Origin of the sequence: uncultured Porphyromonas sp. (assembly GCF_905372525.1) — a bacterium.
Classification (GTDB): Bacteria; Bacteroidota; Bacteroidia; order Bacteroidales; family Porphyromonadaceae; genus Porphyromonas.
Genome location: NZ_CAJPPN010000005.1, coordinates 52,763 through 75,113, shown reverse-complemented (window position 1 = coordinate 75,113; position 22,351 = coordinate 52,763). Strand labels below are relative to the sequence as shown.

Annotated in this window: 20 protein-coding genes and 1 tRNA gene; 15 read left to right on the top strand and 6 right to left on the bottom strand. The window is 56.1% G+C overall.

From position 1 onward, the window contains the following. The first annotated feature begins 301 nt into the window (after positions 1–301). From QZ170_RS02150 to QZ170_RS02130, 5 genes are all read left to right on the top strand, one after another. Positions 302–373: transfer RNA gene (locus tag QZ170_RS02150), tRNA-Met, on the top strand. 93 nt (positions 374–466) lie between these two features. Further along, positions 467–1,294 carry a threonine/serine exporter family protein gene (locus QZ170_RS02145; RefSeq protein ID WP_297176406.1) on the top strand — a complete coding sequence of 276 codons (828 nt, stop codon included), beginning with the start codon at positions 467–469 and terminating at the stop codon, positions 1,292–1,294. Positions 1,295–1,327: 33 nt separating this feature from the next. Beyond that, the gene (locus QZ170_RS02140) at positions 1,328–1,819 is read left to right on the top strand and encodes a threonine/serine exporter family protein (protein ID WP_297176404.1); all 492 of its coding nucleotides are present in this window, start codon (positions 1,328–1,330) and stop codon (positions 1,817–1,819) included. A 21-nt stretch (positions 1,820–1,840) separates the two neighbouring features. Continuing rightward, positions 1,841–2,764, top strand: a complete 924-nt coding sequence (locus tag QZ170_RS02135; RefSeq protein WP_297176401.1) for a phosphatidylglycerol lysyltransferase domain-containing protein — start codon at positions 1,841–1,843, stop codon at positions 2,762–2,764. After that, positions 2,749–3,798 (top strand): GNAT family N-acetyltransferase, encoded by a 1,050-nt coding sequence (locus tag QZ170_RS02130; RefSeq protein WP_297176399.1) that lies wholly within the window; start codon positions 2,749–2,751, stop codon positions 3,796–3,798. Before QZ170_RS02135 ends, QZ170_RS02130 begins: the two co-directional genes overlap by 16 nt. A gap of 145 nt (positions 3,799–3,943) precedes the next feature. Here the strand turns inward: QZ170_RS02130 and QZ170_RS02125 are convergent, their stop codons facing one another. The 5 genes from QZ170_RS02125 to QZ170_RS02105 all read right to left on the bottom strand — a co-directional run bounded on the left by QZ170_RS02125 (position 3,944) and on the right by QZ170_RS02105 (position 7,329). Beyond that, complete coding sequence (locus tag QZ170_RS02125; RefSeq protein WP_297176397.1) at positions 3,944–4,465, bottom strand: NAD(P)H-dependent oxidoreductase; 522 nt, start codon at positions 4,463–4,465, stop codon at positions 3,944–3,946. A 229-nt stretch (positions 4,466–4,694) separates the two neighbouring features. After that, positions 4,695–5,216: an NAD(P)H-dependent oxidoreductase gene (locus QZ170_RS02120; protein WP_297176396.1), complete on the bottom strand. Its 522-nt coding sequence runs from the start codon at positions 5,214–5,216 to the stop codon at positions 4,695–4,697. A gap of 58 nt (positions 5,217–5,274) precedes the next feature. Continuing rightward, entirely contained in the window at positions 5,275–5,835 is a 561-nt protein-coding gene (gene rsmD, locus QZ170_RS02115; protein WP_297176394.1) for a 16S rRNA (guanine(966)-N(2))-methyltransferase RsmD, read from the bottom strand. A gap of 1 nt (position 5,836) precedes the next feature. Then, positions 5,837–6,691 (bottom strand): DUF3822 family protein, encoded by an 855-nt coding sequence (locus QZ170_RS02110; RefSeq protein WP_297176392.1) that lies wholly within the window; start codon positions 6,689–6,691, stop codon positions 5,837–5,839. Next, positions 6,691–7,329 carry a hypothetical protein gene (locus tag QZ170_RS02105; RefSeq protein WP_297176391.1) on the bottom strand — a complete coding sequence of 213 codons (639 nt, stop codon included), beginning with the start codon at positions 7,327–7,329 and terminating at the stop codon, positions 6,691–6,693. The genes QZ170_RS02110 and QZ170_RS02105 overlap by 1 nt, the downstream gene beginning before the upstream one ends. Positions 7,330–7,445: 116 nt before the next feature. On the opposite strand from QZ170_RS02105, the gene QZ170_RS02100 reads away from it, so the two are divergent. The 10 genes from QZ170_RS02100 to QZ170_RS02055 all read left to right on the top strand — a co-directional run bounded on the left by QZ170_RS02100 (position 7,446) and on the right by QZ170_RS02055 (position 20,677). Continuing rightward, positions 7,446–8,882 (top strand): AAA family ATPase, encoded by a 1,437-nt coding sequence (locus QZ170_RS02100; RefSeq protein ID WP_297176389.1) that lies wholly within the window; start codon positions 7,446–7,448, stop codon positions 8,880–8,882. A gap of 752 nt (positions 8,883–9,634) precedes the next feature. After that, positions 9,635–10,405: a C40 family peptidase gene (locus QZ170_RS02095; RefSeq protein WP_297176388.1), complete on the top strand. Its 771-nt coding sequence runs from the start codon at positions 9,635–9,637 to the stop codon at positions 10,403–10,405. A 6-nt stretch (positions 10,406–10,411) separates the two neighbouring features. Next, positions 10,412–12,289: an ABC-F family ATP-binding cassette domain-containing protein gene (locus QZ170_RS02090; protein ID WP_297176386.1), complete on the top strand. Its 1,878-nt coding sequence runs from the start codon at positions 10,412–10,414 to the stop codon at positions 12,287–12,289. 52 nt (positions 12,290–12,341) lie between these two features. Then, positions 12,342–13,382 carry a bifunctional oligoribonuclease/PAP phosphatase NrnA gene (locus tag QZ170_RS02085; protein ID WP_297176384.1) on the top strand — a complete coding sequence of 347 codons (1,041 nt, stop codon included), beginning with the start codon at positions 12,342–12,344 and terminating at the stop codon, positions 13,380–13,382. Positions 13,383–13,402: 20 nt separating this feature from the next. Then, entirely contained in the window at positions 13,403–14,026 is a 624-nt protein-coding gene (locus QZ170_RS02080; protein WP_297176382.1) for a DUF4827 family protein, read from the top strand. Between the two features lie 34 nt (positions 14,027–14,060). Continuing rightward, the gene (gene glmM, locus QZ170_RS02075; RefSeq protein ID WP_297176380.1) at positions 14,061–15,455 is read left to right on the top strand and encodes a phosphoglucosamine mutase; all 1,395 of its coding nucleotides are present in this window, start codon (positions 14,061–14,063) and stop codon (positions 15,453–15,455) included. Between the two features lie 92 nt (positions 15,456–15,547). Then, positions 15,548–16,981 carry a 23S rRNA (uracil(1939)-C(5))-methyltransferase RlmD gene (gene rlmD, locus QZ170_RS02070; protein ID WP_297176378.1) on the top strand — a complete coding sequence of 478 codons (1,434 nt, stop codon included), beginning with the start codon at positions 15,548–15,550 and terminating at the stop codon, positions 16,979–16,981. Between the two features lie 24 nt (positions 16,982–17,005). Beyond that, on the top strand, positions 17,006–18,490 hold the full coding sequence (locus QZ170_RS02065; protein WP_297176376.1) for a transglycosylase SLT domain-containing protein: 1,485 nt from the start codon (positions 17,006–17,008) through the stop codon (positions 18,488–18,490). Between the two features lie 52 nt (positions 18,491–18,542). Then, on the top strand, positions 18,543–19,412 hold the full coding sequence (locus tag QZ170_RS02060) for a helix-turn-helix transcriptional regulator (RefSeq protein WP_297176374.1): 870 nt from the start codon (positions 18,543–18,545) through the stop codon (positions 19,410–19,412). Between the two features lie 137 nt (positions 19,413–19,549). Further along, a complete protein-coding gene (locus tag QZ170_RS02055) occupies positions 19,550–20,677 on the top strand; it encodes an acyltransferase family protein (RefSeq protein WP_297176372.1) in 1,128 nt (375 codons plus the stop codon). 122 nt (positions 20,678–20,799) lie between these two features. Here the strand turns inward: QZ170_RS02055 and QZ170_RS02050 are convergent, their stop codons facing one another. Then, entirely contained in the window at positions 20,800–22,341 is a 1,542-nt protein-coding gene (locus QZ170_RS02050) for a YifB family Mg chelatase-like AAA ATPase (protein ID WP_297176371.1), read from the bottom strand. Between the last annotated feature and the right edge of the window lie 10 nt (positions 22,342–22,351).

The window sequence follows — 22,351 nt, the reverse complement described above, 5'->3', positions numbered from 1 at the left end:
CTTGTGTACACGCGTGTATACTGTTGTGTACACGTGGGTATACAGTTGTGTACACGCGTGTATACTGTTGTGTACACGTGGGTATACAGTTGTGTACACACGTGTATACTCATCCCTCCTAGGTAGGAGGTATTCGCTTGGTATATCTAGCCTAGGACATAGATACTTCTATCTTCGGCGTATACTCCCCCACGACCTTGCCCTCGCACTATAGTGATTTCATGCGTCATCCCTGAGGGTATACTCGGGACATTTGGCTAATTAGAAATATTATACTACCTTTGCAGTGCAAAAGAGATAGCGCGGAGTGGAGCAGTGGTAGCTCGTTGGGCTCATAACCCAAAGGTCGTAGGTTCGAATCCTGCCTCCGCAACTAGAAAAAGAGTTGTGTAACTACCGTATCAATGAGTCTCCACCGAGCTACAGGTGGAGGCTCATTTTCGGTTATTCCATATACGATTTACTTATGCCACAGACTAAGCCCGGGGCGCTCATTGATATTGACCCAGAGCGACTATTGGACTTCTTACTTCGCTTCGCTACGACACAGACCAGCGTCGGGGTACAGACCTCTCGTATCGTAGTCAATACGACACGTGTCGCACATGCCTATGGCTATGAGCTGACGATCATGATGTTTCAGCGCAACATCACGATGACCCTCATGCCTGCGACCTCGGACAATACCGAGGCTTCGCATATCAGCCGTGCCCAGCACCCCGTGACGGGGATGATCCGACACCGACACCTCCCCCTCAACTTCTTCCTCAATGCCGAGCTCAGTCGCCTCTCGTGGTACACCTATGACCATCACCCTTCACTCGAGGAACTAGAGGATCGCTTCGAGGCTATCGTGACCTCCCCGCCCGTCAACCGCTGGCTCATCCTCTTCCTCATTAGTCTGGCGAATATGGCCTTCTGCTTCCTCTTCGGGGGGGATCTCGGCTCGGGTCTCTGCGTATTTGCCGGTACGCTCTGTGGCTTCTTCGTCCGGCAGGAGCTCAATGCCCGACACGTCTATCCCTACCTCGTGATCTGCGTCTCGGCCTTCGTCGCCTCCTTTGTCGTGGGGCTAGGGGCGAAGCTCGGGCTAGAGGCCAACCCCGAGATAGCCCTAGGGACGAGCGTACTATATCTGATCCCCGGGGTACCCTTCATCAACGGGATGATGGACCTCCTCGATGGCTTCATGCTCAACGGGATCTCCCGCCTGATGACGGCCGTGATGATCGTCATCAGCATCACCGTAGGGCTGAGCTGTACGCTGATGATGCTCAACCTCTCACTCCTCTAGCCTCTCGACTCCTATCCTAACCCACCCCAGAGCATGGACTTACTCCTCATCCTAGAGAAGGGCTTATTCGCCGCCCTCGCCGCCCTCGGCTTTGCCGCCGTGGGCAATCCCTCACGGGCAGCCTTTCGCTACGTCCCCATCCTTGCCTTCTTTGGCAATATTGTCCGCTTCTCCCTCATGGAGTATGCGGAGGTGAACATCGCCGTATCGACCTTCTTCGCAGCCGTCTTTGTGGGCTTCCTGGCGGTCGTCTTCGCTTATCACGCTCGCTACCCGATCGAGGTCTTCGCCTTCCCGGCACTACTACCTATGATCCCGGGGCGCTTTGCCTACCGCTCCCTGCTGGGGATGATCCGCTTCATGGAGAGCACCCAAGAGGTGGCTCAGGAGCAGTACTTGCCGGGGATCACCAGCAATGCGATCATCGCTCTACTGACGATGTTCGCCCTAGGGGTAGGTGTAGCTATCCCACTCTTCATCTGTTATAAGGCCTCCTTCCGTATGACCCGAGGTGAGGCCAAGTAATCACAACAACACCAATAGTCTATGGATAGACTCCTCTTCACTCCCGTCACCCCCGAAGCTCGGGAGATAGTGACTTCCTTCACGCTACACAGCTACGGACAGATCTGCGACCTCGCCTTCGCCAACCTCTACGGCTGGGCCGTCAAGTACGAGACGTGCTACTGTGTGGAGGGAGATAGCCTCTTCATCCGCTTCTCCTCTCCCCTACGTCCTCATCCGGCCTATCTAGTGCCCATCACTCGTGGGGAGGGCTGTGTGGGGCAAGCTATCGGACGCCTAGGCATAGAGGCCGAGGCTGGGGGATACCCTCTCGTCCTCATGGGGGTGACACCGACCTGCCGGGAGCGTCTGCAGGCACACTGCCCCGATGCCTTCACCTTCCTAGAGAGCGAGGGTAATGCCGACTACATCTACCTCAGGGAGCGCCTAGTCAGCCTATCGGGCAAGGCACTACAGGCGAAGCGTAACCACATCAACAAGTTCGAGAAGACCTACTCCGACTATACCTACGAGCCCCTCACCCCTGCCAATGCCCTAGAGTGTATGGCGCTGGAGCAGTCTTGGCTGGAGCACCACGAGAGTGAGGAGGGTGGCGAGGATATGGAGCAGGAGGTCATCCTCAGGCTACTCACCCACCTAGAGCAACTTCAGCTCTCGGGGGGGATCCTACGTGTGGGGGGCGAGATCGTAGCCTTCACGATCGGCTCCCCGATCAACGAGACGACCTTCGGTGTTCATATCGAGAAGGCCAATAGAGACTATGACGGAGCCTTCACGATGATCAACAAGCTCTTCGCCTCCACCATCCCCGAGCAGTATATCTACGTCAATAGAGAGGAGGACCTCGGGATAGAGGGGCTCCGCCGAGCTAAGCTCTCCTACAAGCCTGAGCTCATCCTACCTAAGATAGCCGCTGTACGTCGCCACGAATGCAAGGGATACTGACACCACATGAGGAGCTAGAGGGTGAGGTACGGGCGCTCTGGCAGCTGTGCTTCGGGGACGATGATCTCTTCCTCGACAGCTACTTTGCCGATGCTTACCAGAGGGAGAGCACCCTCCTCTATCAGGAGGAGGGACGGATAGTCGCTCACCTACAGTACCCCCAGCTCTCCCTCATAGAGACCACCGAGACCATGCAGGCTGGCTATATCCTAGCTGCTTGTACCCACCCCGACTACAGAGGGCGAGGGTATATGAGGGGGTTGCTTACCGAGGCTCTGCGTAGAGAGCAGGAGCGAGGAGATGTGCTCTCGGTAATCATTCCTGCCGAGGGCTGGCTATGGGATTACTATCAGCGCATAGGGGGCTATGCCTCACTCCCTAATGCTCGGCAGACAGAGGACGAGTGTGATGTACTCGACGAAGTAGACCCCGACTACACTGCCGCCACCCTACTCGACTACCTCTGTGGCATCGAGGAGCGAATCGCCGAGCCCCATCTGACCCATTCACGGGGGATGTGGGAGGTGATCCTAAGGGACTATGAGGTCCACTTAGATCGCCTCGTTCAGGAGCATCGTGATCAGGCAGGTAGGGTTGCAGGAGCAATATTCGTCGTCTGGGTAGGAGAGGGATATTCCGCAGAAGCAATCTTCGGCACACGTGAGGTACGTGAAGCACTACTAAGAAAGCTAGGGCAAGCTCTCCCCCCTAATTCATTCACCTACAATCTGCGCCCCAGTGCAAGAGGCCGATCATTCAGCAAGGGGATGATACGTATCCTAGATATGCCGGCCTTCCTGCAGTACTGCTTGAGGCGTGATCCTGAGCTGGCATTTGACTTTGACTATGAGGATGAAGTCCTACCCAGGCAGAATGGTCACTATCACTGTGTAGGAGATGGTAAGCTCATCGTCTCAGAAGTGAAGGAGGGGGCAAGTACCCCCGTTCGCTCTACAGCCGAAGTACTGGAGTTCCTTGGACTGACTTCATCCCATAGAATGGGTATAGCACTACCTCTTTTCTTCGACCGCTGAGGGAGCACTAAGGAGTGAACCTAATGAGGAAAAGGGAGCGGGCTCCTACTCGTACATGTGGTACGAGTAGGAGCCCGCTTCCTTTATCATCCGATGGGGACGATACGATGGGCTCAGGGATGAGTCTCAGCGTATGGAGTGCCTCCTAGAGCGACTGGACAAAGGCCACGACCTCCTCGGCGTGTGCCTTGGCTTCCTGCGCTACATTGGGATTTACTAGCGCAAGCTGTCCATAGAGGGGGAAGGCTCTAAGGTACTCCAGCCCACAGTAGAGTGCAGAGGCCTCAATGGGGGCACGGAGTGCTCGGCCAAGCTCTCCAGCGTAGGTATCAGCCCCTGAGGCTGCGGTGAAGGAGTGGATGAACTTCTTGCCATGGAGCTTATCTCCACCCGTCCCGTGGGCAAAGCCATGCTGTAGGACCACCTCCATCCAGCGCTTGAGTGCTGCAGGGACCCCAAACCAGAAGATAGGGTGCTGGAAGATAATGACGTCTGCCTCTAGGAGTGCCTGCTGCTCGGCGACGACATCGATCTTGCCGAGGTCGGGATAGAGTGCATCTAGGTTACGGACTTCGAAGCTGGGGGTCGCCTGGAAGACCTCGAGGATGGCATTACCAGCCTTGCTGGTCTCAGGGTATGCGTGAGAGTAGATTACGAGTACTTTCATCTTGATTGTTATTTACGTTCACAGATAATAAAAAGGATGGGAGGAGAATTGTTCATCGCCCCGGAATATTCTTAGCCCAAGGGGTGGCAGACGGGGATACGAAGGATAGCCAAGCAGTGGAAACAGAGGGAGCCCCTACCCGTACGTGATACGGGTAGGGGCTCCTTTCGTTCTCTTCCTCATAGGCTAGCTGTCCAGAGGAGAGCCCCTAAGGGAGGAGGAGGCCTCTCTACAGAGAGTGAACAAAGGCCACAAGCTTCTCAGCATGAGCCTTGGCCTCCTGCGCTACATTGGGGTTCGTAGGCGGATATTGTCCATAGAGTGGGAAGGCTCGGAGATACTCCATACCACAGTAGTTGGCAGTAGCCCGGATAGGGGTGCAGATGGCTCTCTCTAATTCTCCTACATAGTCCCCAGCCTCAGAGCCCACCGTGAAGGAGTGGATGACCTTCTTCCCCCGTAGCTTATCTCCACCCTCCCCATAGGCAAAGCCGAACTGGAGGACCTCGTCCATCCAGCGCTTGAGCCCCGAGGTACCGCTATACCAAAAGACGGGGTGCTGGAAGATAATGACGTCTGCCTCTATGAGGGCCCTTTGCTCGGCTACGACGTCGATCTGATTGAGGTCAGGATAGAGGGTCTCTATATTGCGGATCTCGAAGCCCGGAGTGGCGTGGAGGACTTCGAGAATAGCCCGACCAGAGACACTCTTCTCTGGGTAGGTGTGGGAGTAGATAACAAGTGCTTTCATCTTACAAATAGTTAGTGCACGCCCATACGAAGGAGGCAAGAGTGGGAGGCTAGCCTAGCTACTCGGAGGACTCTTGGTCTAGGGCGAAAAGGGAGAGGTTCACAGAGCCGTAGACCCTACGCTCGGCGAAATGAGGGAGTGCAGAGAAGTCGTACTGCTGAGGATGCTCCACGACGAGTACTCCACTCTCACGTAGCAAGCCCGCAGAGAGGATGAGCTCTGGGAGCTGGGCGATCTCACGAAGGCGATAGGGTGGATCAGCAAAGATGAAGTCGTAGATGGGCTGGTGCTTCCCCCCACGGAGGAAGCGGAAGACGTCGGCCTGCAAGACCTGTAGGTGAGCCTCCTCCCCTAGCTCACGAGCCACGGAGCGGATGAAGGAAGCATGCTCCCTTCGCTGCTCTAGGGCGACCACCCGCGAAGCTCCACGGGAGAGGAGTTCCACAGCGATACTCCCCGTGCCACTGAAGAGGTCAAGCGCCGTAGCACCCTCGAGGTCTATGTAGTGCTGGAGGACGTTGAAGAGGTTCTCCTTGGCAAAGTCTGTCGTCGGGCGGGCATTGAAGCTCTTGGGGACGTCGAAGCGTCGACGCTTATACTTACCACCTATGATACGCATATTACCTCAGAGCTAGGACACGATAGGGCTCTACCCCTACGGTCGTCACGTACCGGGCGAGGATGTCACGTAGCCGCTGAGCGCTGGCACGCAGGATCGCCACCGTGGCCTCCGTCCCCTCCTCGGAGTGTACGATGTGTATCCGATCACCGGCACTAGAGAGGCCGAAGTGACGCCAGAGCGTAGAGGCATAGAACATTACCTCGCCAGCTACCTGCTCTGCATCCAGCAGCCGCACGATCGGGTAGCTATTGAAGGCTACCAACTCTCCGCCCAGCAGGAGGAGACAGTCTACCCCCTCCTCTCGGAGTACGAGGACGAGCTCATGCCCCCGAGCCTTCTGCGAGTCAGCTCTACGCTGTACGAGCAGAGGGATGAAGTAGGGCAAGGGCTCCAGAGTCGAGTGTCGGCGTCGAAGGAAGGAGTAGGCACGCTGATCCCATGACAGTACTAGGCTCTTCCCCTCCTCTAGGAGTCCGACACTCAGGGCTACCCGTGGGGTATCCAGTCCAGCTAGACGCTCGGTAGCATGATCTCGCCCAGGACTCAGCCACAGTCCCTCCTGCCCTGAGGTGAGGAGCTCCTCGGGAACGAGGACAGCTTCATGGGGCTCGTAGTAGAGGGTGGTCGTAGCATAGGGAAAGGCGAGCCACTCATTCTGATAGTACAGCTCCTCGATCTGCTGTCCGATAGGAGTACCGACAGAGGCATAGGGGAGGAAGGAGGTGAAGCTCGCCTCCTGCTCGGCACAGACGGTGATAGAAAAAGCAAGTCCACCCGAGGTTGGTCGGATGGACAAGCTATGTGCGGGTGCCTCTTCTATGGTGAGGGAGAGGTGTCCGGTGTGGTCGATCATTATTCCCAGTTCCCGTTGGTCTTCACCTCCGTGAGCGAGCCGACACGTAGCCCAGCGAAGGCATTCGTCTTGGCATTAGCAGCATCTTCCTTTTCACGGATGCGACGCTCATTGCCCAGAGGCAGGAGGTAGCTACGGTAGGAGGCAGAGGCCTGGAAGACGGGGACGTTGATCTTCGTATCTCCTACTTCCTGCTCGATCGTGCTAGCTACGACGTGGATCGAGGAGTCAGGGTTATTGGGGATGATGAAGAGCTTAGAGAGGTCCGTACCATCCTTTAGCAGGGAGTCCTTAGCGGATACCCATACGGTGTCACGACGGATGAGCCCCTGACGAGCAGCATCCTCCTCGGAGAGACCCTTGTCGCGCATGTCGCTCGTATAGTCGCCCTCTGCACGGATGTAGAAGATGCGGCCGTTGTTGAGGAAGTTGATCAGCTCTTCCTTATTGGCGTACTTATCGTAGACGCTCTTGTAGGCATCTTCGTAGGTAGCGATCTTCTTGAGTTGTTTTTGCAGGACTAGTTCGATCTCCGTTTGCTTCTTGTCGAAGCTCACGGGAGCTAGGACGCTCTGCACGGTGACATACGCTAGGGCGACCACAGCTAGTGCTACCACTAGTAGAATAACTTTCTTCATTGCTATTGTATGTAGTATTTTAATTAGTCTTCACATTATCTAGCTAGGCTACCGATAGAGCATATATGCTATGATTGCACTAACTTCACACCAACAAAGATAGAAATTATTATTACATGCCGTACACAGCGCTCGCCGATCAGCTACTACACGACAGTACTGAGGGGCTCACTACCGACCAAGCTACCGCCCTAGGCAGGCTAGCCGAATACCTCCGAGAGAGCTCCCCCTATGCCCTCTTCCTCCTGCGTGGCTATGCCGGCACGGGGAAGAGCTTCCTACTTCGCCTCATCACAGAGACAGCCATAGGTGCTGGGCTACGAGTGGAGCTCATGGCCTCTACGGGTCGGGCGGCCAAGGTACTCTCCACGACGACAGGGCGACAGGCCACTACCATCCACCGTACTATATATAGAGCGACGACCCAGATGCAGGAGGAGGGAGGAGCCTTTCAGCTCGCCTCAGCATCGAGTAAGCAGCCCACCCTCTTTATCGTAGACGAAGCCTCTATGATCACGGGCGATAGCTCCGAAGTGACACCCTTTGGCTCAGGCAACCTCCTAGACGACCTCCTGGCCTACGTCTGGTCGGCCGAGCAGGGTAAGCTCCTACTAGTGGGGGATACCGCTCAGCTCCCCCCCGTGGGCTCGAGCCTCAGCGATGCCCTCTGCCCCGAGACGCTCGCCTCCCGCTATGGGATGACGGTCTACGAAGCCAGCCTAAGGCAAATTGTCCGACAGAAGAAGGGCGGGATACTACATAATGCCACCTGCCTACGCGAACTCATCGACAGCTCCGAGGACGAAGACCCCGAGGAACTCCTACCCATACACCTAGAGACAGAGGGCTGGCGGGGCATCACTCGCGTCGAGCATGGCCTCGTCTTAGAGACTATAGAGACAGCCTACGGACGCTATGGGATGGAGGAGTGCCTCCTGATCTGCCCCTCCAACAAGCGAGCTATGGAGCTAAACCAAGCTGTACGGAGCCACATCTTCTACTACGAGGAAGCGATCGTACGTGGTGAGCGCCTCATCGTGGCGCGCAACAACTACCACTATACCCGGCGCCAAGACCACTCGGACTTCATCGCCAACGGGGAGATCGTCGAGGTCACTCGCCTACACCGCTACTATCATGAGTATGGACTGGACTTCGTCGATGCCACTATCTACCTCCCCGACCGCGGGGAGGAGCTAGAGGTCTGCCTCCTACTCTCGGCCCTAACAGATCCCGAGCCCCAGCGAAGTAGCCAGAAGCGACAGGAGCTCTTCAATGCGATCGCCGATAGCTATGCCGATATCAGCTCTGTCGTAGCCCGGCGCAAGGCTATTCGCAAGGATCGCTTCTGGGGAGCCCTCGAGGTCAAGTATGGCTATGCCACGACGGCGCACAAGGCGCAGGGCGGGCAGTGGTCGTGTGTCTTCATCGACCTCGGACTCATCGGCTACCTCCCCCTAGACCGCAATATGGCTCGCTGGCTCTACACCTCGCTCACCCGTGCCACCAAGCGAGTCTACCTAATGAACGACCCCGAAGGGCTCGTAGACTAAGCCTCAGCACCTTCGTCCCCCCTCCTCCCCGGAGAGGTAGAGAGCACCGAACTCAACCATACACTATTAATATATACGTGACCGGGAGAGTATACCTAACGGATAGTACCCTATATGGGGATAGAGAGGCAAGGTACGATCCCAAGGAGAGATCGAGACTAAGGGGGGACTCTTCCCCGAGAGTCTCCGACGCCCCATAACAGGATGCTCCGAGAGGGATAAAACGACCATACTATGTACGCCTCTGCGCTCCTATAATGAGCGTCCTCGTCACCTATGTAAGGTGACGAGGACGCTCTTACCGAGAGCGTATCAGGGCTCTCGGTAAGAGCGTTTTCGCCCCTCAGGTATATTTGATACAGAGGACATTACACAGGGAAATTTTCCTCTGCCCCCCAGTGGAGGAGGTCACATTCAGCCCCCCTCAGGGCTCTAATAGGGGTAGGTGTGTATGAGCCTACGATGTCGGGATAACATGGAGATGGAGCCCCTCGCTATGGACAGACAGCATATAAGCCCCCTCAAGGTCGAGCCCCAACGACACTATAGCGATGTCGTATGAGACCATACTCTGAGGAATACTATACAGAACGAAGGGGGGACGAAGATGCTATACTTCTAGTCTCGAAGCCCTCTATGAAGGGAGGCAGTCCCACGAGAATGTAGTATATTTGTGCCACGTACATTACTTTGATATACATGGTCACCCCAGAGATGGGGCATTACCTGCCTAGTATAAAGACAACGACAGGATGAAACAACTCCAGAGACCCTACACTGCGACCCTGATCGCAGTCGCTCTATTCGCAACGACGGCCTGCGGTGCCAAGGCCGTAGCCCGATCGGACTACCGAGACAGTAGCGACCAACTCGCCTCCCCTACCTTCGCTCTGTACGACCAAGCTACAGACGACAGCCAAGCCGCCCCCGCACCAGCCTCCAGAAAAAAGAAATCGACACACCGCAAGCACCGCTCCAAGAGCAAGCGAGCCAAGACGACAGCCTCAGCCTGTGCTACCGAATCCTCCAGACACGGCACGAGTGGCCGAGGCTACTCCTACAAGCCCATCACCCTCACCGCAAGTACCCCGAGCCTCATCCGCACTGTAGTGGATCATGGACAGAAGCTCCTAGGGCATCGCTACCGTACCACGGGTATCGCCAAGTGGCCACTAGACTGCTCGGGCTTCGTCAGCTATATCTATTCCCTAGAGGGGATCAAGATCCCCCGTTCCTCGGGTGCTATCGCCGTCTACGCAGACAAGATCAAGGATCCACAGCCAGGCGACCTACTCTTCTTCAAGGGACGCAACCGAGGACAGAGTCGTGTCGGTCATGTGGCCATGGTGGTGAGCAATGAGAACGGGCAGATCAAGATGATGCATAGTAGCTGTAGCCGAGGCATCGTCATCGAGAGCTACAACGATAGCCCCTACTATACCTCCCGCTATCTAGGCGCAGGCCGCCTACCCGAGGTGGCGAGTCACTGGCAGGGACGACGAGACTCTACTCTCCTACGCTAGTACCGTATGCTACAGGTAGAGCGTCTGGCTAAGAGCTATGGGGACAGAGTCCTCTTCTCCGAGGTCTCCTTCGCCATCGACCGAGGGCAGAAGGTGGGGCTCATCGCCCCCAACGGCACAGGGAAGTCCACCCTCATGCGTATCCTCCTAGGGCTAGAGCCTCAGGATACGGGGAGCGTCACCTATGAGCGAGACCTACGCCGAGCCTTCCTCCCCCAGCTACCCGACCTCCCCAAGGACAAGACGATCCTAGAGGCTTGCTTCAGCCAGTATGACCCTGTGGCTCGCCTTACCCTACAGTGGGAGTATGCAGTATCCGAGGGGGACAGCGAGGCGATGGAGCATCTACTACCCGAGATGGAGGCTCTAGGGGCATGGGACTACGAGCAGCGTGCTAAGGAGATCCTTGGCGCCCTCGGCATCCACGACTACAAGCGTCCTATCGAGCGACTCTCTGGGGGCGAGGCCAAGCGCGTCGCCCTAGCGGGCACTCTCATTGGACAGCCAGACCTCCTATTCCTCGATGAGCCGACGAACCACCTTGACCTCAAGAGCATCGAGTGGCTAGAGAATTACCTCGCTCGCTCCACGATGGGACTCCTCCTGGTGACGCACGACCGCTACTTCCTAGACCGAGTGTGCAATCACATCATCGAGCTAGATAATGGTAGTCTCTATCGCTACAAGGGGAACTATGACTACTACCTCCAGAAGCGACAGGAGCGACACGACCAGCAGGAGGCTACCCGAGAGCGAGCGCTCAATCTCTATCGTCGTGAGCTCGACTGGATGCGCCGACAGCCTCAGGCTCGGGGGACGAAGGCACAGTATAGGATCGATGCCTTCCATGAGCTCGAGCAGCGTACCCAAGCTCTACAGCGTACGGGACGTGTGGAGCTAGGGGGAGCACAAGCAGGACACATAGGGAAGAAGATCTTCGAGGCCGAGCATGTCTCGAAGCGATTTGGGGACAAGGTCATCCTAGAGGACTTCAGCTACATATTCAGTCGGCGAGACAAGGTCGGCATCGTTGGCGCCAATGGTGTGGGCAAGACCACCTTCCTACGTATGCTCCTCGGGGAGGTTGCCCCTGACAGCGGACACTTCGACATCGGGGAGACGATACGCTTCGGCTACTATAGCCAGGAGCAGCCTGCCTTTGCCCCAGAGAAGCGTGTCATCGACATCGTGCAGGATATAGCAGACTCCTTCACCCTACCTACTGGGACTAACACCGAGCATATCTCTGCCACACAGCTCCTCACCCGCTTCCTCTTCCCCGTAGAGCGTCAATACACACCCGTAGAGAAGCTTAGCGGAGGAGAGCTACGCAGGCTATACCTATGTACCGTACTCGTCAGTGCCCCGAACTTCCTCGTGCTCGACGAGCCTACCAACGACCTAGACATCCTGACCCTCCAAGCCCTGGAGGAGTACCTACAAGACTTCTCCGGCTGTGTACTCATCGTCTCGCACGACCGCTTCTTCATGGATAAGGTCACCGAGCACCTCCTCTGCTTCGAGGGGGAGGGCAAGGTACGAGACTTCCCCGGCAACTATACCTTATATAGAGCTTGGCAAGCTGCACAGGAAGAGGAGCAGGCTCGCCTAGAGGCCAGCCGAGCGACTCCCTCGACAGAGCCCAAGCGACACAGCACTCCTCGCCCTCCCAAGCTCACCTATGCAGAGAAGAGAGAGCTAGAGGGACTAGAAGGGCGTATCGCTGCGTTAGAGCAAGAGAAGGCCTCGCTAGAGGCGACCCTGAGCTCGGGTACACTAGAGCACACAGAGCTCCTAGCGACCTCACAGCGTATAGGTCAGATCGTAGAGGAGCTCGATGAGCTCGTCCTCAGGCAGCTGGAGCTAGAGGAAAAGGCTGGATAACGAGGCCGTAGGGTGAGACGAATTAGATAAGACATAGAATAGAATACAATACATGGGCAAATACAACTGGGATACCTCCGCCCTAGAGCGACTACGCCAGCTCCTCGCCGAGCATAGGCGCATCGTCGTACTCCCCCATACTAGTCCTGATGGGGATGCCCTCGGGTCAATCCTTGGCTGGGTACGTATCCTGCGTGCTGTACATCCCGAGGCAGAGATACACGCTATCAGCCCCGATAGGATCGAGAACTATCTCAGCTGGCTCCCTGCCCTAGAGGAGCTCGTTATCTTCCCCGAGGAGGAGGGACGTGCCCTAGAGCTAATCATGGGGGCAGAGCTCATCTTCCACCTAGATCACAACGAGGTAGGACGCCTCCGTTACCCAGCCCTCGTAGAGGCTGTGCGAGAGAGTGGCGCACGACGCATCCTCATCGACCATCATCTCGACCCCGAGGAGGGCTGTAGCCCATGCTTCAGCTACCCCGAGGCCTCGGCGACCTGTGAGCTCATCTATCTCCTTGCCCAAGCCCTCGGATGGACAGAGCATATCACGGCGGAGACCGCGACACTTCTCCTAGTGGGGATCATCACCGACACAGGGCGCTTCATGTACAGCCACCTCTCCCCGGAGCTATTTGAGACGACCTCTGCACTGCTAGCCCTAGGGGCAGACTACCCACTCATCATCGATCGCCTCTCCTACCACAACCCCGAGGCACAGATCCGCCTACAGGGCTATGTCCTCGACCAGCGTATGGAGCTCTACCCCGAGCTCGGAGCAGCCTGTCTGACCCTGACCCAAGAGGAGCTCCAGCGGTTCGGAGCTACCAAGGGAGATACCGAGGGCTTGGTGAACATCCCCCTATCCATCGAGGGCATTCACTGCTCTTGCTTCATCAGAGAGGATAAGACGCAGATCAAGCTCTCCTTCCGCTCCACGGGGGACTTCCCCGTGAACGAACTGGCCTCTCTAGCCTTCGGCGGAGGTGGACACCTCAATGCCGCTGGGGCAGAGTACCAAGGAAGTATCGAAGACGCTAAAAATATCTATCTTTGCCAGCTAGAGGAGCTACGACGCAAGTCACTCCCTTAGGCACCTACAGACATCCAATAATGAACAGAATACTCAACTATCGTACCCTCGCACTGCTCCTGATCCTGCCACTGCTATTCGGGAGCTGTAAGAAGAAGAGTGACATCAAGCCCCTCTCCCAGCTCAAGAAGGAGCAGCGCCGAGCCATAGACCGTCTCATCTCGTCTGAGGGCTTCCGGGTCATCAGCCGAGACAATGAGCTCCTACCCGAGGAGATCGATAAGAGCGTCTTCTACCGCCTCTCTAACGGGCTCTATATGCGTGTACTCGACGCAGGAGATCAGAAGGCGAAGGCAGTCGCAGAGAAGACCCGTGTCCTCGTCCAGATGAAGGGGCGAGTATTCAACGAGAGCAAGGGGGTACGCTATACGTTCAACTCACTGAACAACCCTCGCTACGGCGAGCTCAAGTTCCTCTACGTCTCCTATTATAATGTAGGGGCGGAACACTACCGTGCGATCAGTAGTGGGGGCTTCTCGGACTCACTCGACCAGCTGCTCTGCGAGGGAGTTGCCTTCCCAGCCTCTCTCCTAGGGAGCGGGGCTCGTGTACAGCTCATCATTCCCTTCGAGCTAGGCCCTACCGCCTCCTACACCGAGGGGAACTCGATCTTCGTAGAGGAAGCCCGATACATCTACCAGTAGACTGTCACCATACGCATAGACAAGTACACCATACATGACACTCATCAAATCCATCTCTGGCATCCGAGGCACGATCGGTGGAGCCGCTTCGGAGGGACTCAATCCGATCAGTACGGCTCAGTTCACCGCAGCCTATGCCACCTTCATACGAAAGCACTCAGGCAAGGAGCGCCCCACCATCGTCGTAGGACGTGATGCCCGCCTCTCGGGGATCATGGTCAAGAACATCGTGATCGGTACCCTCCTCGGGATGGGCTGTGACGTCATCGACATCGACCTAGCGACCACACCGACCACGGAGATGGCCGTCGCAGGGAAGAAGGCTGACGGAGGCCTCATCCTCACCGCTAGCCACAACCCCAAGCAGTGGAACGCACTGAAGCTCCTGAACAACCGAGGTGAATTCCTAAGTGACGCTGAGGGCAAGGAGATCCTTCGCCTAGCGGAGACGATGGATATTGACTTTGCGCCCGTCGACCAGCTTGGTCGAGTCATCGAGCAGAAGAGCTACCTAGAGGAGCACATCCAGGCAGTCCTCTGTGCACGAGGTGTAGATGCTGAGGCCATCCGCAAGGCAGGCTTCCGAGTAGCCTTTGACAGCGTAAACTCTGTTGGGGGTATAGCACTGCCTGCCCTCTTCAAGGCCCTTGGTGTGGAGCAGGTACACGGGCTCTTCGATGAGCCGACGGGAGACTTCGCCCACAACCCCGAGCCCCTACCCGAGCACCTCACTGCTATCTGTGAAGAGGTACGTAGGACCTCCGCCGACGTCGGCTTCGTCGTAGACCCAGACGTCGATCGCCTAGCTATCGTAGACGAGCATGGAGCATTCTTCGGAGAGGAATACACGCTCGTATCGATCGCCGACTACCTCCTGAGCCTAAACGGTGGAGGCAACACCGTATCGAACCTCAGCTCCACACGTGCCCTACGAGATGTCACCCTACGTCACGGAGGCTCATACTACGCAGCAGCCGTAGGCGAAGTGAATGTAGTGACGAAGATGAAGAAGGTCAATGCCCTCATCGGAGGGGAGGGGAATGGTGGGGTCATCTATCCCGAGCTCCACTATGGTCGTGACGCACTAGTCGGTATAGCCCTCTTCCTAACCATGCTCGCCAAGAGTGGTCGCTCCGTCAGCGAGCTCCGTGCTACCTATCCCAGCTACTACATGAGCAAGCAACGTGTAGAGCTCACCGCTGGCATCGATCCACAGAGCCTCCTTGATCGCCTAGCTCGGGAGGAGCAGGCCAAGGGGGAGATCAACCTCATCGATGGGGTGAAGATCGACTTCGCCGACCGCTGGGTACACGTACGTCGTAGCAATACCGAGCCCATCATACGCATCTACACCGAGGCTCCCTCGGCCGAGGAAGCTACCGCTCTAGCAGACGAGTACAAGCAGCTCATCAGCTCTTACCTAAGCTAACAAGACATTCTATACGCCCCATAGCCCCCTCACCTCTTAGGTCAGAAGGGCTATGGGGCGTCTTATTATTAAATGGTTTACACGAACAAGCATTGGCACGAAAGAGGAAGGAACTACCCCTACTAGAAGGGATATCGATCGAGGGACTAGCTGGCGAGGGCAAGGCGCTCACCCATGTAGATGGGCTGGTGCTCTTTGTCCCCTTTGCTGCACCTGGTGACGTATGTAACATACAGGTCACGAAGAAGAAAAGTAGTTTCATGGAGGGAAAGATCACAGAGATCATCACCCCTTCGACTCAGCGTGTCACCCCTCACTGCTCCCACTTCACTATATGTGGTGGGTGTAAGTGGCAGCATCTCCCCTACTCGCTCCAGCTAGAGGCCAAGGAGCAAGTCGTGCAGGATGCTCTAAAGCGTATCGGCAAGATCGAGGTAGAGCGCTACCTCCCCATCCTCGGATCAAAGCGTACGGAGCGATACCGCAACAAGTTGGAATTCACCTTCAGTCACCGTCGCTGGCTCTTCCCCGACGAGCTTAAGGGGCAGACCGACTCAGAGAGCCTAGACCTCACCGGACTAGGCTTCCACCTACCGGGGATGTTTGACAAGGTGCTAGATATAGACCAGTGTCATCTGGGGGCAAAGGTATTAGATGACATCCGTCTCTTCATCCGAGACTACTGCAAGGCTGAGCCCGAGAAGTACCCCTTCTTCGACCTACGTAAGCAGGAGGGCTTCATGCGCACTCTGATGATGCGCACGACCTCTACGGGAGAGATCATGCTCGTCGTAGTCTTCTTCCGTGAAGACCAAGAGGCTCGAGAGGCACTACTCGATGCCGTCAAGGCACGTTTCCCCGAGATCACCTCCCTCCTCTACGTCATCAATGGCAAGTGTAATGACACCATCACCGACCAGGAGATCCACTGCTATGCAGGTTGTGACTATATCGAGGAGCAGATGGAGGGGCTCACCTTCCGCATAGGCCCGAAGTCCTTCTACCAGACCAATAGCGAGCAGGCCTACGAGCTATACAAGGTCGCTCGTGACTTCGCCGAGCTCACGGGAGCGGAGCATGTCTATGACCTCTATACGGGGACAGGCACGATCGCTAACTTCGTCGCTCGTCAGGCCGCCTCTGTCATCGGTATCGAATACGTGCCCGAGGCGATCGTCGATGCCAAGATCAATAGTGAGGTCAATGGCATAGACAATACCCTATTCTACGCTGGCGACATGAAGGACATCTTGACCGAAGACTTCATCCTGCAGCACGGACACCCCGATGTGATCATCACAGACCCTCCACGGGCAGGGATGCACGAGGAGGTCATTTCCACGATCCTCAGAGCAGCCCCTCAGCGTATCGTCTACGTGAGCTGCAATCCCGGTACGCAGGCTCGTGATCTACAGCTACTGACAGCTACGGGAGACTATCGTGTCACGAAGTCTCGTGCCGTAGATATGTTCCCCCATACACACCATATCGAGAATGTCGTGCAGCTCATCCGCCAGCAGCACTAGTCCTCGACCCTATCCCTGCACTCTATGAGACTACCAAAGAGACTTAGCCCAACGACCCTACTGGTGGTCGCTGGGCTTCTACTTGCTCTCATCTCGAGCATACTGCTGACTCATCGCCGACATACAGAGGCAGCCGAGGCTGATCGTATCGCACGTACCAAGCTACCCGATACGCTACGAGTAGTGACACTCTCTGGAGCCACGACCTACTTCGTCTACCGTGACGAGCCGATGGGATACCAGTACGAGCTCGTCCGTCTCTTCGCTGAGCGGATACGTCGTCCTATGAAACTCTACCTAGCACACGACCTAGACGAAGCCGAGCGACTCGTACGTACCCGCCAGATGGACCTCTGTATCACCCCGAGGGCTGTCACTCAGTCCAGCAAGGAGGAACTCCTCTTCACGGGTCCAGAGGAGCTCTCTGGGCTCACGCTCGTACAGCGTCGGGTCGTGCACCGCGAGGATACAGCTCGGTACGTGCGTGATGTGACGGGACTCCTCGATCGGACAGTGACTCTACTGGCAGGCTCTCGTGCCGAGGAGCGCATCCAGCGTCTACAGGAGCAACTAGGGGGTACGATCAATATCAAGCTTCTTCCCTCCGACACCCTCGATAGCGAAGATCTCATCGACCAAGTCGCAGACGGGGTGATCGACTACACCATTGCCGACCAAGAGCTGGCACGCCTCGCCAAGACCTACTACCCCAACATCGACATCTCCGTAGAGGTAGGCTTCGCACAGCGTCTACGCTGGTTCACCTCTCCCTACAATGAGGGCTTGGCAAAGGCCCTAGATGAATGGGCGAAGGACATCCCACAGGAGAAAGCCTTCAAGACCATCTACCGCAAGTACTTCGAGCTCAACAAGAGCGAAGACACGACTACAGACCAACCTCGTCCCCCCACAGAGCGCCTTCCTCGGGGAGGCAAGATCGGACGTGGCGAACGTAGCTACCTCCACGAGGGGGAGATATCCCCCTACGACGAGATCTTTCGGAGGGAAGCATCACGCCTCAAGTGGCCTTGGCAACTGCTGGCCTCCATTGCCTACCAGGAGTCTAACTTCAAGCCCCAGATCATCGGATGGTCTGGAGCCCGAGGACTCATGGGGATCATGCCCCGTACAGGACAGATCTACGGAGCGAGCAAGGAGCAGCTCCTCGACCCCTCGGTCTCTGTACGTGTCGCCGTGGACTGTATCCGTAGTATAGAGAAGATGTTCCAGTCTATCCCCGAGGGTGAGGATCGTATCTCGGTGACGCTCGCAGCCTACAATGCAGGGCCCGCTCACCTGCAGGATGCCATCCGACTGGCACAGAAGTATGGCTACTCTACGACGAAATGGTCTGGAGGCATCGAGGAGACACTGCGCCTAAAGAGCGAGGCCAAATACTACAACGATCCAGTCTGCCGGGCTGGCTACCTCCGAGGCAAAGGCGTCATCCGCTACGTCGAGCAGGTCATGACACGCTACAACGGCTATCGAGAACACACCAAAGACTAATACCTCACCGCGCTACCTCATCCCCCATCCTCCCTGACTCATACTGCACGCTATGCCTACCTCCCACGTCCCCGACCATCTGCACCTCAATTACCTGCACATTACCGAGGAGCTACAGGACTTCTCCCCATACCTCTACATGATGGGAGCCTACCAGTACACCCGCTTCTTCGTCTGCACACAGGGCTCATTCACTCTACAAGTCGGCCAAGAGACCTATCAGCTCCGTGATCGGGATGCCTGCATAATCTTCATCAATCAGTCCTTCCACATACAGGATCGTCAGTCAGGTAGCGAGGCCTACCTCTTTACGTGGAATAATGACCTTGACGTAGGTGTCCGAAGGAAGTATCCCAGTCCAGAGCTCATCAAGAAGATCCTCTTCTATCCCTGCTTCACACTCCGTCCTGATCGTGTCGAGAGCTTCATCCAGATCCTTATCCTCATCGGCGAGGTAGCTCGTCGGGAGCGGACGAAGTACAACATCGAGATCCTCCAGCACCTCCTATCAGCTGCTACCTGCGAAGTCTTTGCCCACTACGAAGAGGACGTAGAGTATGACCCGACACACTTCTCCCGACGCAAGGTCTACTACGCTGAGTTCCTAGATCTCCTCTTCAAGAATTTCCATCGGGAGCACGCTGCCGAGTTCTATGCGCGTGAGCTCTGTATCTCCATACGCTACCTAGGGTCGGTATGCAAGGAGTATGGAGGGGAGACAGCCGTCCAGAGCATCAATAGCCTACTCCTCTCTACAGCGAAGATGTACCTCACGAGTTCCAATCTCTCCATCCAGCAGATCGCAGACGAGCTACACTTTGCCTCTCATTCCTTCTTCTCGCAATTCTTCCGTCGGCTCGAGGGGTGCACCCCCTCTGAGTTCCGAGCACGATACTTCATTAGTCCAGCACTCCATCCCTAGTCTAGAGACTGCTATCCTACGCTCCGTGCAGTCACATAGGGGGTGAGAGGGCCTAGTATAGCAGATAGAGGATGCAGGAGTATGTACCGACTCCTCATGAGCCTCTCATGACCACAGAGGCATTATAAATGTCACCTATGTCAGACGATACATATAGCTCTATATCCATAGTTCTCCCACAGAGAGAGGGGCGACAGTCAGGCTTCGAGCTTCTGAGGATCGTGGCTATGATCTTCATCCTCATCCTACATGCTGACTGCCTCAGCTTTGGCTTTCCTAGCACTCAGGAGATCGCAGCGAACCCCGTCTCTGCCTTCCTCAGGACGTGGCTGGAGACAATCGCCGTCGTAGCGGTCAATACCTTTGTACTTATCTCAGGTTACTTCGGGATACGTCTACGGGCAGATCGCTTTATGGGGCTACTCTTCCAGTCCTTCTTCTATATTATGGGGGTCTACCTCGTTTTGGTAGCAATCGGTTGGGAAGTCTTCTCGGGCGCACACTTTGCCCGATGTCTCTCCCCCTTAGATCCGAGCGGTGGCTGGTTTATCTCCGTATACATAGGGCTCATGCTACTCTCCCCCATCCTCAACACCTTCGTCGCCCAGACGGGTGAGAAGAATTTACTGGGGGTCATTATAGCCCTATTGCTGATGCAGAGTATCTTCGGCTGGGGGGTAGATCATCTCAAGGTCAGTGCAGGCTATTCGCTCTTCTCCTTCATCCTGCTCTATCTAATCGGACAATATATATATCTATATCCAGAGACCTTCGCCACAAAGGGGAAGACGAGCCTATACCTAGGGATCTATTTAGGTATAGCCCTCCTGAATGCCCTCATTCCCTATCTAGCCTCTACCCTACCTTTACTATTCCCCTCTGCTCCGAGGAACCTAGGTAATAATGGGACAATCACGGCCCTCACCCTTGCCTATAGCTCGCCTCTGAATATCATCGGGGCTGTATGTCTCTTCATCACCTTCTCTCGACTGAAGATACGGAGCCACTTAATCAATTGGGTAGCCTCCTCCGTACTAGCCGTATATCTCATTCACTGCAATGAGCATCTCATCCACCATTTCATTGCCTTTGTACGGCAGCTAAGCCTCTACCCTACGGGGACGTTCCTCGTCTACCTCTTAGGCTTCCTCATCGTGGTCTTCATCGGGAGCATTCTCATCGACCAGGTTCGTAAGATACTATGGGAAGCGATCTTCTTCCCTCTACTGGATAAGATCCGATCTCTCCTCGCCCTACCCTTCTAGTCATAGGGAGGGCAAGCAAAGACCCTTGCCCCACAAAAATAGTCTCAGCCCCTAAGCAAGCACGTACTAGCTTAGGGGCTGAGACTATTTGTAAGGATAGTACAGAGTGGATATTAGGGGGATTACTTCTGTCCCCAAGAGCTACGGTCTAGACTGCGATAATGGATAGCCTCGGCGATGTGCTCCTTGTGGATAGACTCCTCCCCTGCTAAGTCAGCTATGGTACGGGCAACCTTCAGTATGCGGTCGTAGGCACGAGCCGACAGATCTAGTCGCTCCATAGCCGTCCGAAGGCGAATCAGCCCCTCGGCATCAGGGCGGGCGAAGGTCTGCATCAGCGCTGGAGTCATCTGGGCATTGCAGTATACCCCTGGGGTACAAGCGAAGCGCTGGTTTTGGAGCTCCCGAGCAGCCATCACACGTCGACGAATATCGGCACTACACTCTGCAGGCTCTTGGCCTGAGAGCTTCTCGAAGGGTACGGGGGTGATCTCCACCTGGATATCTATACGATCTAGGAGTGGACCGGAGACCTTCCCGAGGTAGCGTTGCACCTGCTGCGGGGTACACTCACAGTGACGAGTAGGATGATTGTAGTAGCCACAGGGACAAGGGTTCATTGCAGCGATCAGCATAAAGCTCGCAGGGTAGTCCACAGTGAAGCGCGACCGTGCGACCGTGACCATTCGCTCCTCTAGGGGCTGGCGCATGACCTCTAGCACGTTGCGGTTGAACTCTGGGAGCTCATCGAGGAAGAGCACCCCATTGTGTGCTAGACTTATCTCCCCAGGTTGAGGCGAGCTCCCCCCACCGACTAGAGCTGCGGGAGAGATAGAATGATGAGGAGCCCGGAAAGGGCGAGTAGTCAGCAAGGTCACGTCCTTGCCCAGCTTCCCCGCTACGGAGTAAATCTTCGTTGTCTCTAGGGACTCACGTAGAGTGAAGGGAGGGAGGATACCAGACAGACGCTTGGCCATCATCGACTTGCCACTACCAGGGGCACCGATCATCAGGAGATTGTGCCCCCCAGCCGCAGCTACCTCTAGGGCACGCTTGACCGTCTCTTGGCCTCGTACCTCAGCGAAGTCGAAGGGGCTTCCCCCCTGAGCCTCGTAGAACTCGCACCGGGTATCGACCTCCACCAGTGGGAGCTGAGACTGTCCCGAGAGCATATCGATGACCTCTCGTAGGGTGCGTGCAGCGTAGACCTTGAGTTGGTTCACCACAGCGGCTTCCCGAGCGTTGGGGGCAGGGAGGATAAAACCCTCGAAGCCCTCGCTACGAGCCTGTATGGCGATAGGCAATGCCCCTCGTATAGCACGTACACTCCCATCAAGCGAGAGCTCCCCCATAATCAGGTAACGATCTAGCAGATCAGCAGGGATCTGCCCATCAGCGGCCAAGAGCCCGATGGCAAGCGGGAGGTCATAGGCTGCCCCTTCCTTACGCAGGTCTGCAGGGCTCATATTGATCACGATACGCTTGCCGGGGAACTTATAGCCACAGCTCTCGATAGCGGAGATGATACGATCCTGGCTCTCCTTGATAGCAGCATCGGGTAGCCCCACGAGCTGGAAGTAAGAGCCTGGTGTACAGTTGACCTCTACTGTGACCGTTCGTGCCTGTATACTCTGTAGCGCAGCGGCGTATGTCTTGATAAGCATAGTGTGTATA